General features: G+C 45.5%; 12 protein-coding genes and 1 tRNA gene. 6 read left to right on the forward strand and 7 right to left on the reverse strand.

All coding sequences use genetic code 11. The features are described 5' to 3' along the window. From minD to LTAR_RS05810, 6 genes are all read left to right on the forward strand, one after another. Complete coding sequence (gene minD, locus LTAR_RS05785; RefSeq protein WP_062421234.1) at nt 1–789, forward strand: septum site-determining protein MinD; 789 nt, start codon at nt 1–3, stop codon at nt 787–789. Between the two features lie 16 nt (nt 790–805). Next, on the forward strand, nt 806–1,075 hold the full coding sequence (gene minE / locus LTAR_RS05790; RefSeq protein WP_062421235.1) for a cell division topological specificity factor MinE: 270 nt from the start codon (nt 806–808) through the stop codon (nt 1,073–1,075). A 13-nt stretch (nt 1,076–1,088) separates the two neighbouring features. Further along, entirely contained in the window at nt 1,089–2,189 is a 1,101-nt protein-coding gene (locus tag LTAR_RS05795; RefSeq protein ID WP_062421236.1) for an FtsW/RodA/SpoVE family cell cycle protein, read from the forward strand. Between the two features lie 17 nt (nt 2,190–2,206). Further along, a complete protein-coding gene (gltX, locus tag LTAR_RS05800) occupies nt 2,207–3,697 on the forward strand; it encodes a glutamate--tRNA ligase (RefSeq protein ID WP_062421237.1) in 1,491 nt (496 codons plus the stop codon). 49 nt (nt 3,698–3,746) lie between these two features. Continuing rightward, nucleotides 3,747–3,820: transfer RNA gene (locus tag LTAR_RS05805), tRNA-Gln, on the forward strand. A 223-nt stretch (nt 3,821–4,043) separates the two neighbouring features. After that, nucleotides 4,044–4,691: a hypothetical protein gene (locus tag LTAR_RS05810; protein WP_062421238.1), complete on the forward strand. Its 648-nt coding sequence runs from the start codon at nt 4,044–4,046 to the stop codon at nt 4,689–4,691. Between the two features lie 45 nt (nt 4,692–4,736). Here LTAR_RS05810 and LTAR_RS05815 read toward each other — a convergent pair whose 3' ends face one another. From LTAR_RS05815 to LTAR_RS05845, 7 genes are all read right to left on the reverse strand, one after another. Next, nucleotides 4,737–5,471, reverse strand: a complete 735-nt coding sequence (locus LTAR_RS05815) for an NBR1-Ig-like domain-containing protein (protein ID WP_062421239.1) — start codon at nt 5,469–5,471, stop codon at nt 4,737–4,739. A gap of 62 nt (nt 5,472–5,533) precedes the next feature. After that, complete coding sequence (locus LTAR_RS05820) at nt 5,534–6,796, reverse strand: MFS transporter (RefSeq protein WP_062421240.1); 1,263 nt, start codon at nt 6,794–6,796, stop codon at nt 5,534–5,536. Nucleotides 6,797–6,921: 125 nt separating this feature from the next. After that, nucleotides 6,922–7,161 carry a hypothetical protein gene (locus LTAR_RS05825; protein ID WP_062421241.1) on the reverse strand — a complete coding sequence of 80 codons (240 nt, stop codon included), beginning with the start codon at nt 7,159–7,161 and terminating at the stop codon, nt 6,922–6,924. Next, nucleotides 7,154–7,621 (reverse strand): vitamin K epoxide reductase family protein, encoded by a 468-nt coding sequence (locus LTAR_RS05830; RefSeq protein WP_062421242.1) that lies wholly within the window; start codon nt 7,619–7,621, stop codon nt 7,154–7,156. Before LTAR_RS05830 ends, LTAR_RS05825 begins: the two co-directional genes overlap by 8 nt. A gap of 92 nt (nt 7,622–7,713) precedes the next feature. Continuing rightward, a complete protein-coding gene (locus tag LTAR_RS05835) occupies nt 7,714–9,903 on the reverse strand; it encodes a RelA/SpoT family protein (RefSeq protein WP_236686578.1) in 2,190 nt (729 codons plus the stop codon). A 104-nt stretch (nt 9,904–10,007) separates the two neighbouring features. Continuing rightward, on the reverse strand, nt 10,008–11,375 hold the full coding sequence (locus tag LTAR_RS05840; RefSeq protein ID WP_062421244.1) for a GH1 family beta-glucosidase: 1,368 nt from the start codon (nt 11,373–11,375) through the stop codon (nt 10,008–10,010). A 2-nt stretch (nt 11,376–11,377) separates the two neighbouring features. Beyond that, nucleotides 11,378–12,058 (reverse strand): HAD family hydrolase, encoded by a 681-nt coding sequence (locus LTAR_RS05845; protein WP_062421245.1) that lies wholly within the window; start codon nt 12,056–12,058, stop codon nt 11,378–11,380. Nucleotides 12,059–12,122: the final 64 nt, after the last annotated feature.

Here is a 12,122-nt window from a genome sequence, read left to right on the forward strand (position 1 = left end):
ATGGCTGCAAAGGTAATTACAGTTACATCCGGAAAGGGCGGCGTTGGCAAAACAACCACCACTGCTAATATCGCTGTTGCTCTGAGTATGGATGGGGCAAAAGTCGTTTGCCTTGATGGTGATATTGGATTGAGGAATCTGGATGTGGTCATGGGGCTAGAAAACCGGATTGTGTACGATCTCGTAGATGTTGTGGAAGGCCGCTGCCGTCTACGACAGGCTATGATTCGCGATAAGCAAAATTCGGAGCTTTATCTTATTCCGGCTGCTCAAACAAGAGATAAAAATGCCATTTCTCCGAGCGACATGGTTCGGCTTTGTGATGAATTGCGGCCTGATTTTGATTGGATCCTTATTGATTCTCCGGCTGGCATTGAACGTGGCTTTCGAAATGTCATTGCACCAGCCGATATTGTTCTGGTGGTGACCAATCCAGAAGTCTCAGCTGTACGTGATGCAGACCGCATCATCGGTCTTGTGGAATCAGAAGAAAAAGGACCGGCCCGGCTGGTGATCAACCGTTTGAATTCCTCCATGGTTAAACGCGGCGACATGCTCAGTGTTGACGATGTAACGGAATTGCTGGCCATTTCATTAATCGGAATTGTTCCAGAAGACGAATCTGTCATCTCAAGCGCCAATAGAGGTCAGCCGGTGGTGAATGATACAAAATCGCGTGCTGGAATGGCTTTTCGCGATATCGCCCGGCGCCTGCGCGGAGAGGATGTACCTTTCCCTCCGATGGAAGTCAAAGATGATTTCTTCAAAAAATTGTTCCGAGTAAACTGAGCAGGGAGGGGAATATATGCCCGGCTGGATGGACCGAATAGCAGGAACACATACCTCTAGTGCCAATTTAGCCAAGGAAAGGCTTAAACTGGTTTTGATTCACGATAGAACAGATCTGACAAGTGAAGATGTAGATCACCTGAAAGATGAATTGATGCAGGTGATTCGCAAATACATTGATATTGACCCTGGCGAGGTGAGCATATTGGTGAACCATGATGGCCGTGAGCAACGTCTTGTAGCGGATGTACCTCTACGAGCCGGGCAACGACGAAGGGTCGGTTGAATTTTTAAAAATTATGTTTCGTCTAGAAAATTGGCGCCACTTTGATTACTGGTTGTTTGGCACCGCAACCATCCTGAGCATATTTGGAATCATCATGATCCGATCTGCTGTTGCCGGATCGATTGAACTGGCTGGTTATGCCAATCGGCAGACCATGTTTGTGGTTGCCGGTCTGGTAGTAGTACTGGCTACGGCTGTTTTAGATTACCATTTCCTGGGAAATATGGCACGGGCCATGTATATCTTCGCGGTCGTATCTTTGATCGTGATTTATATCTACGGACAGGCCAGCTTTGGCTCTGCCCGATGGCTTGATACGGGTGTGTTTTTCATTCAGCCATCTGAGCTTGTAAAAATCATCATGGTTATTGTTCTTTCAGATTATTTTTCCCGCAGCCAGCTGGAAAAACACGATCTTATGTGGATCGGAAAGAGCGCTGCATTAACGTTTGGTGTAGTCATCTGGATTCTTCTACAGCCAAACCTGAGTACATCCATTGTGATTACTGTTCTCTGGATATCTATGTTGTGGATCAGCGGGCTTCCGCCAAAATATATCGCCCTTTTTATTGTATTGGGGATTGTATTGGGATTAATCCTTTTCCCTTTTTTGGAAAGCTATCAACAACTACGTATCATCAATTTCCTTTTTCCTGACCCAAATTCGCGACATGGCAATAGCTACAACGTTGAACAGGCTTTGATCTCCATCGGCTCAGGCGGTTGGTTTGGAATGGGATATGGGCACGGAACCCAGGTACAATTACGATTCCTAAAAGTCAGGCACACTGACTTTATTTTTTCTGCTATGGCAGAAGAATTTGGTTTTGTTGGAACAGTTCTGGTGATCAGTCTGCTGGTTTTTGTGATATACCGCTGTTTCCGTGTAGCGCGTGAAGCTCAGGATCAATTTGGTGCCTTGATTGCCTATGGAGTGGGAGTATTATTGGCTTTCCAGACTTCTGTAAATATCGGGGTTAATCTTAACGTAATTCCGGTGACAGGTCTGGTGCTTCCATTTATCAGTTATGGCGGCAGTTCGCTGCTTTCGACTGTTCTGGCGATTGGTTTGGTAGAGAGTGTAGCCTTGCGGCGAAAACCGCTTGATTTTTAGAAAACTTCTGGAGATATATGTCATCATCTATTCCTGCCCGTGTCCGTTTTGCACCTTCTCCCACAGGTCACCTTCATCTTGGAGGAGCCCGAACTGCCCTGTATGATTATCTGTTGGCCAGGCAGACTGGCGGGCAATTTATTTTACGTATTGAAGATACAGACCGTAAGAGGCTGGTTCCCGGTGCCGAAGAAGAAATCATGGCCGGTCTGCGGTGGCTTGGATTGCAATGGGACGAAGGTCCGGATATCGGCGGTCCCTATGGTCCATACCGCCAATCGGAACGAAAAGAACTATACCAGGAATATGCACGTCAATTAATTGAAAGCGGAAATGCCTTTTATTGCTTTTGCACACCCGAACGCCTGGAAAGGGTACGCACCGAGCAACAAAAGAACAAGATAATTCCACATTATGACGGTACCTGTCGGAATATTGACCCTGATGAGGCGCTCCGCCGTGTGAAAGCAGGTGAACCTCACGTAATCCGTTTCAAATCTCCTCAAGAAGGTTCCATTACCGTAAAAGACGTTTTACGCGGTGAAATCACCGTGGAAAACCGCACCATTGACGATTACATCCTGGTCAAGTCAGACGGATTGGCACTGTACCATCTGGCAGCCATGGTTGATGATCATCTGATGAAAATTACACATGTGATTCGCGGTTCAGAGTGGCTGCCTACTCTTCCACTCCACAGTCATATCCACAGGGCACTGGGTTGGGATGAGCCTCAATGGGTACATCTTTCCGTATTCCTCAAACCGACCGGAAAGGGTAAGATGAGCAAGCGCGAAGCGGCTGATCTTATCAAAGACGGGCATTCCATCTTTGTAAAAGATTTTAATGATCTGGGGTATTTACCCGAATCGGTAGTCAATTGGATCACATTGATGGGATGGAGTTATGATGACCATACGGAATTTTTCTCACTCCCAGATCTGGTGGAAAAATTCAGTCTGGATCGGTTGAATCCATCACCTGCGGCTATCAATTTCACCAAGCTGGATCATTTCAACGGATTGCATATTCGCGACCTGCAAGTAACTGATTTCAGCCGCCGAATAAAACCATTCTTTGTGTCTGCCGGATTGAACCCCGATGATGCTACTCTATTGAAAATTGCACCCATCATTCAGGAACGGGTGGCTACACTGGATGAAGCACCAGAAATTGCCGGTTTCTTCTTCAAGCCAACAGTAAACCCCACTGCCGAAGAGTTGACTGCTAAAGGCCTTACTGCTGCTCAGTCTGCTGATGTGGCCCGGAAGTGCCTATCGATACTGGAATCTGTCACTGAGATGACCCCAGAGGCTGCAGAACCGCCTATGCGGGCTCTGGTGGAAGAATTGGGATTATCAGCAGGGCAGGTGTTTGGAATAGTCCGCACAGCGGTTACAGGGCAGCGTGTAAGCCCGCCTTTGTTTGAAAGCATGGAAATCATCGGGAAAACCGAAGTACTCAAACGGATGCGGCTGGCGATTTCTCTGCTTGATGCAGCCGGGTAAGTTGACACATCTACGCCCTGGTGGTATAAATGGGGGCGCGAGCAAGCTTTGGGGGCTCGTCTAATGGCAGGACAGCAGACTCTGGATCTGTATGTAGAGGTTCGACTCCTTTGCCCCCAGCCACGAAAAAAGTCATCACACAGGTGATGGCTTTTTTTAATTCTTTGTGTTGGCTGTTTAGTCAACTGGCACCTCAAATTACTCTTATCTGCATTTATTGTAATTTTAGATATTTCTAAATAGACGAAAAAATATAAAGGTAGATAAACCACAATATCCACCGGATAAATTTTGATTTAATCGTACTATACTGAAATCAGACGAACCAATAGAACCGGGGTGGAATATGGTTAGATTACGGGTTTCAGTTATTGCCGGCTTTCTATTACTAATCCTGGGCTGCCGAGGATTTGCAGAAAAAACACCATCGGCCGTTCCTGATATGTTTAATGCCACAGCTACTTTTTTCCCGCAGAATACTCCATCTATGGATATTTCACACTGGCGGAAATTTGAAGCTGAAGGAATTACCCTGAAGTACCCGGATTCATGGAAAACGGTGGATCAAGTTTCTGGACGACCATTGCAGACTGTGGAGAATAAAGAATTCCATGCCAGGTTGTTGATCAAAATGACAAATGCCATTCCAAGTTCTTTTGGTGAGAAATATACTGCCTGGTGTGACTTGATGGAAAAAGGATTCTCTCCTAATACCACCACACAGGAAGCTATGAAGGATGCGTATACGATTCTGGATAATTATCCAGATTCGGTATTATCTGAACAGCCGATCAGTATAGCAGGAAGAAATGCCATTGAGAAAATCTATCGGCGTCCCCGGGGTGAGCCCTGGTATCAAGTACGTGATGTTTGGATAGAGGATACAAACAGGTGGATAATTCTTTCCTGCTATTCGTCGCCGGGAAAATTCGAAAGCAACAATGTATTATTCGAAACAATTTTAAATAATCTGGAAATAAAGACAGGCCGGTAAATCTTACCGGCCTGTCTTGCATTCATAATTAATTCTAACAACCAGCTATGGATGAATTGTCACCACGAAGCGGGGCGCAAAATGAAATACCAATGTCGGTGTAAAACTCGGGAGGATGTGTAAAGGCACTGGAACCAGTTGACGAAATTCCACAGAATCAATTTGCACCCAGAAAGCCTCCATCCCGGAGGCTCCGATGCCAAAAACTATGTTATCGGGAGATTTTAACCGGAAATACCCTTTATACGTTCCTCCGGTTGTCGGGGCTTTCAATTTGACAGCTATATCAACTGTGGCACCCGGTGGAACCGAACCGCTGGTAAGTACAGTCTCATCGGGAGCACTCATCCGATCGCCCGAATCAAAAATTACATGGTAACCTGAAGTCCATGTGCAGGAACCCGTATTCGTGATGCGCCATTTCTTCGTAAATTCAAAACCTGCGGTAACGTCTGTTCCATCCGGATGACTGACATCGCTGACGAACGCGGCCCGGTTGCATGGTATGGGTACTGGTGTGTTGGTGAATGTAGGTAGAATGACTGTATTTGTTGATGTCATTGTTGAGGTTGGTGTATTTGGAGCAAGCGTTGCAGTTTCGGTGATCACCGGAGGGACTGATGTAAATGTGATTGCCGGTGGATTTGTGATGGTATTTACCGGTGAGGTTTTGGTTGTCTCTGTTCCGGTGTTGGGAATGAGCGGCATATTGCAGGAAAGCGCAATGAGAAGAAAAACAACCAGAATGTAGAGCCGTAGAGAATATTTTTGATTTCCCATCTGACCTCCTCATTTCTGGTAGGCGATATTAACATTATACAGACGGGAAAGATTAAAACAAGCTAAATTGTCATGTGACGTTTTCCACGATCTTTTACAAATATTTGCATGATTATCACGCATATGATGGAAAACACGGCTGCTGTAAGAAATGTTACTGAAAAGCTGCTGATATCGGCCAACCAACCACCGATCAGTGGCGAAAGAATGGTGCTGGGAGCAATTAACGTATTGGAAAGTCCAACATAGGTGGGCTTTTCTTCTTCTGTACCAAATTCCAACGACATAGCGATGCCGATTGTCCAAAAAGCCGTTGTCGCTGTGCCTGATAGAATAATGACCAGATAGAACCAATCAGCAGAAGGAGCCAGCCAGGCAATCAAAGATGCCAGACCAATACAAACGGCCCCTCCTTTGAGCACATTCGAGCTGTTCCATTTATCAGATATTCGTCCGAGAATTGGATTGGCAGCCACCTGGGTGATAAAAAGAAGACCAGTCATAATGCCAGATGCTTCAAGACTTAGATTAAGTTCTTTTATGGCATAAATGATAAAAAACGCCTGAGCCATCATGCCAAACTGGAAGGCATTGCGGGAAATGATAAACCACCGGAATGACGAGTCGTTTTTCATAATGGTGATGACTTTGCGCCAAAAATCAGCTTTTGAATGGTCTTCCGGAATTTCTTCCCTGGCAGGTTCACGGGTCATGGCCAGCAGCGAATATGAAATTGCCATCAAAAGGAAGGTTATGACAAAGCAAATGGCAAAACCATTTGTATTGCCATTTGCCGAACCGAATTTCTCGAGGATATATCCGGCAATAACGGCACCACCACTTGCCAGGAGGTTTGAGCCGGCTGATTGTAATCCTATGAAAGTTGCCAGTCCGTCAGATGGGATAATGCGATTCACCATATTTTGCCAGGCATTGGCAGTCATACCGGCGCCCATGCCCTGCCAAATCAATAACAAGAAGGTGAGAAGTAATCCTACTGTTGTGCCAAGTTTGGGAGCCAGTAAAGCGATGATAGCCAACCCGAGAAAGGGTACCCTTTCTTGAATGGTCATCAAAAGAACATAGGGTTTAAATCTTGGCAATCGGGTAATTCTATGGGCAGTAAAGAGCTGGGGGAATTCCCATCCGACATTGTGAATAGCAGGGATCAAGCCAATTAAAATAGCAGAATTGGTCATTGTTGAAACAAATAATGGGATGATGGTATTAAACGAAGAAAATCCCAACCCGAAGCCGAAAAACGAACCGTCTCCCATATTGACGATGAAATTATGTTTTAAATCTTTCCTGATGATATCTGCCATTTTTCCCTGAGAATAAAAAATCCCCTTCCGTCGTTAGATATCGGAGGGGGATTTACTGTTGACTAAGTGTTTCTGGTTTTACCTTTCAGAATCACCTGAATTGTACTGTTTAACAAGGTTTCCGACTAGTAGGCTTCTTCATCTTCTTCCGACCAAAGATCTTCGTCTTCGTCTTCTTCCCCTTCAATCTCTTCCCATTCTTCCAATTCTTCTTCTTCCTCTTCCCAATCTTCATTGGTTGAGGATTCTGCATTGGGGTTATAGGTCATACAACCTGAATCAGGGTCAAATTCCACTGCAGCTGCGCTGCACATACCTTCGTCGATGAAAACGCAATCCAGATAATGACATCGAATTCTAGCCATTCTTTTCCTCCAAAGACAGGATGTAATCGCCACGGTTTTGAACCAGGCGTAACAAAGTGCAAACAAATAATGTAGTCATTAATAAAGCGGAAACTACACAGAACGGACAGACCGCTTTTATAACCGCAATTTCCAGATAGGTCAAGTAAAAAGAGTATATAAAACCGGCAAAAGTAGCCCCAAATATAAGCTGGTCTAAGATAATTTCAGGAAAAGGAAGGTATTTCTTGCCAACCAGTAAGACAAAGATAATCAAATATGCTGCAATACCCAGGGCAGAAACCGGAATACCCAGTATTTCTGAATATTGGCTGTTATTAACCGTCCAACAATCACCCAGACCAGGCAGACACATAGCCTGATTGTGGGTAAGTTTAATAAATAATAGATAAGCAGAATCGATTAATCCAAGTATGGAGGCCGTTATGGCAACCTTTTGATTAATCGTAAAATTCTTCATAATGGACACCTGGTTGTACTCAATAAAAGCGGAGCGATTTTACCGCATTGGTGGCAATGCGTAAAGTATAAAAATCTAAAATATTTGTTAGATTATCCAGGTTTTTGCCTTCTGGCTTCCAAAACATTCGGAAGATTCTCGATTTTTGTTAAAACACGGCTCAATTGGGCAATATCCCCGATTTCCAAAATCAGGTTGAAGGCTGCAAGATTCTGATTTACTTTCAGATTAATATCCAGCACATTGATTCCTTCATTGGTCAAAATAGAAGATATATCACCCATTAATCCTTGCCGGTCATAAGCCTTGATTTGTATGGCTACCGGGAATGTCTTTTGTGCTTCACCCCAATTAACCTTAACCAGCCGCTCTCTGTCTGTCAATCGGAGAATATTCGGGCAATCCTGCCGGTGGATTGTAGCTCCGCGTCCGCGAGTGATATAACCGATAATTTCGTCACCTGGAGCTGGATTGCAGCAACGAGCCAGACTGGTGAGAATTCCTTTCAACCCGAGGACTATTACGGCATTGCCTACTTTTTTTGTTTCGGTGGGAAGCTTTGTCTCCAACGCTTCCACCTGTCGATCTTTTTCTACTTCTGACAGTCGGTTGATGATGCGGCCCATCGAAAAATCACCGCAACCGATATCTTCATAGAGGTCTTCAATTTCGTGGTATTCAAAATCGCGGGCGACTTTTTCAAGATCGAAATCAGTGATCCCCAGACGGCGGAGCTCTCGATCGAGCAAGGTTTTTCCCTGGGTGATATTTTGATCGCGGTCCTGTTTCTTGAACCACTGGCGGACCTTCGACCGGGCCCTCTGAGTACGGATCAGGCCGAGGTTGGTGTTCAACCAGTCTCGGCTGGGACCGCCTTGTTTGGCTGTGAGGATTTCAACCTGATCGCCGGTTTTAAGTGCATAATCAAGGGTAACCAGCTTGCCGTTTATTTTGGCTCCGCGGCAGCGATGACCAATCTGAGTATGTACATGGTAGGCAAAATCAATGGGGGTTGAACCAGCTGGCAGGTCTATGATGTCTCCACGGGGTGTGAATACATACACCCTGTCTTGAAAGACATCTGTTTTCATGCTGTCGACAAATTCCTGGGCATCACTCACATCCTGACGCCAGTCCATCAATTGTCTGAGCCAGTTGATGCGCTGTTCGTACGTTTCGTCGCGGCGTCCGCGTTCCTTGTATCGCCAGTGTGCAGCAATACCATATTCCGCGTTCTGGTGCATTTCGGGCGTACGGATTTGCACTTCAAGAGGTTTGCCATCATCATAAATGATAGCCGTGTGCAGCGATTGATAAAAATTGTCTTTGGGTGCTGCAATGTAATCGTCAAATTCGTGAGGAATAGGGCGCCAGCGGGTGTGAATGACACCAAGTGCAGCGTAGCATGAAGGAATATCAGGCACGATCAGACGAAAGGCACGCAGATCGCGAACCATTTCGAAAGGTTTGCCTTTTTCGATCATTTTTTTATAGATGGAATAGATGTGCTTGGGTCGGCCGGAAATCTCAGCCTTAATCCCTGCCTGTGCCATGATATTTTGGAGTCTGGTTTGAATACTCTGAACCTGACGGTTGCGGTCTTCCTGCCGTTCTGCCAGATTTTCAGCAATTTCTTTATACTTTTCCGGCATGGCATAGCGGAATCCGAGGTCTTCTAATTCCCATTTCATTTGCCAGATACCGAGACGATTAGCCAGGGGAGCAAAAATATCCAAAGTCTCTTGAGCAATCCGGCGCCGCTTGGCCTCAGGCATAAAGCCCAGGGTGCGCATATTGTGCAGACGGTCGGCCAGTTTGATCAATACAACGCGAATATCTTCCCCCATGGCCATGAATGTTTTTCGCAGGGTTTCAGAAGCCAGGTCTCGGCGGCGGCTTCGGGCTGCCTGTGATTCGTCTGCTTCCTGGGCAGGCGTCATGGCATTGACTTCATTCATATGTTGATCACCCCGCGAGACACGGGGCAGATTGGTCAATTTGGTTACACCGTCGACCAGTTTAGCCACTTCATCGCCAAAATCACGTTTTAGATCTTCGTTTGTAACTTTGGTATCTTCGACTGTATCATGGAGTAAACCGGCAATTACTACAACCGGGGGAATTTTTAATTCGGCCAAGATACCTGCCACAGCCACACAGTGTGTTATGTAAGGTTCCCCCGACGCCCTTTTTTGATCTCTATGAGCTTCTTCGGCGTAGTTATATGCTCGCATGACCAGTTCGCGGTCTACGGCACTGTAATTATCAGGAAGAATGGCCATTAAATCTTCTATTTTCATTGGCAGAATTTTAGAAGATCATTTCTCCATCAAGATTAATGTGTCAGATAGTATACCTTCCGGTGTGCGCGAAAACAACTGTTTCCTTAAAAAGGTTCGGCATAATAGGTCTTCAGTTTAAATCCATTCTGGCGAATCACCTGACTGTACCATCGTGCACTGTCTTTGATAATCCGCTTGCAGTTATTTTCATAATCTACAAAAATAATGCCAAAACGTCGGCTGTATCCCTGTGCCCATTCGAAATTATCCAACAGTGACCACACAAAATACCCTTTTACCGGAACCCCATTTTGTATTGCCTGATGCACAGAGGAAATATAATCTTGCAGGTATTGAATACGTCGAGAATCCCTTACCCGGCCATCGGCATCCACCCCATCTGTTATGGCTGTGCCATTCTCAGTGATATAAATCGCTTTTATGGGGTAATCTCGCTTTAAACGGATAAGCAGATCGTACATGCCGTTTGGATTGAATTCCCACATTTCTGAATATGTGCTGCCTTCTGGTTGGATCGTTTCATAGTGGAAAGGTTCGATGGATGCATTGAATCGTACAACATTGCGGAAATAATTATTAATTCCAAGGAATTCAGTCTGAGTTGATATTGTAGGATAGTCTTTTTCATATCCTTCAGGAAAAATGAAGCCCATTGTTGTAGTAATTTCATCTGGATATTTCCCAAGGAAAAGTGGATCAAGGAAAATCCTGTTCAAGTGAAGATCGTTAGTGTGAGCTGCCTTTTGGTCTTCGGGAGATTTTGTGGCACTTTCAACACTACTAAGGTTGAGTGTGATACCGATTTGAAGCGGCTGCCGTGCTACAGCTCGCATGGTTTGGACTGCCAGTCCGTGACCTAAAAGCAGGTGATGTATGGCGGATGCCGCCATACCCTGGTCTTGCACCCCGGGAGGGAAAACCCCTTCCAAATGCCCCATTATGGCTACAACCCAGGGTTCATTAATGGTGATCCAATTGTTGATTCGATCGCTGAAATGCTCCACTACGATTCCGGCATAATCAGCAAAGTGTTTTGCTGTCTCACGATTTGTCCATCCACCTTTGTCTTCCAATACCTGTGGAAGGTCCCAGTGGAACAGGGTGGGGAATGGTTTGATATCGTTCTTTAGCAATTCATCTACCAGGCGATCATAAAAATCCAATCCTTTTGGATTAATAGTACCGGTTCCTGCAGGGAGAATGCGGGGCCAGGAAAAAGAAAACCGATAGGCGGGCAATCCCAACTGTTTCATCAGGGATACGTCTTCACGCCAGCGATGGTAATGGTCAGCCGCCACATCGCCGGTATGTCCGTGATAGACTTTGCCCGGCAACTTGGAAAATGTATCCCAGGTGGACGGGCTGCGGCCATCTTCGTTCCATCCCCCCTCAATTTGATAGGCAGCTGTTGATGCACCCCACAGGAATCCATCAGGAAAACTGATCTCCATAATTAATAGACCCTTTCAACGATGTCAGTATTAATTGCCAATAGATCTCTCAGCGATATATCTGCCAGGGAAGACAATATCAGATCAGCATGATCTATACATAATTGGCCTGAAATGGCATTGGGGACGGCTACACAAAAAATTCCCGCATTATGAGCCCCCGTTATGCCATTGGGGGAATCTTCAAATACAATGGCTTCTTCTGGTCTGGCATCCAGTTCCCTGAGTGCCATCTGAAATAGTGCCGGATTGGGTTTCACAGCAGGCACTTCGTTGCCTCCGCAAATTGTGTCAAAGTATCTGGCAAGGCCAAGACGCGATAGATGACACCATACCCAGTCTGCTGAACTGCTTGAGGCAACCCCTAACCGAATGCCATTTTCATGTGCGGTTTTTATCAGCGTTTCAACTCCAGGAAGAGCAGGCAGTCGTGTAATTTTGGATAATGCGATAACTTTATGGGCATGTTCCACCTTCTTTTTATTAATTGGGCGGCCCAGCAATTCTTCCAGATACGTGGGGGGATCAAATTCCAACCGGGATGTTCCCAATGCTTTTTGCCATTCAGAAAGGGGAAGAGAAAGACCATATTGTCCAAAAACCTGTTGCCAGGCTTCAAATTCTGGAGTTTCCGTATCCAGTATCAGTCCATCAAAATCAAAAATAAAAGCTTTAATCGTCATTCAAACACCTGCAACAGTAATTTATTGCTATTAAAAAACCGCCCACCAGAAGCCGGTCGGCGGC

Source organism: Leptolinea tardivitalis, assembly GCF_001050275.1.
In the GTDB taxonomy this organism is placed as follows: domain Bacteria; phylum Chloroflexota; class Anaerolineae; order Anaerolineales; family Anaerolineaceae; genus Leptolinea; species Leptolinea tardivitalis.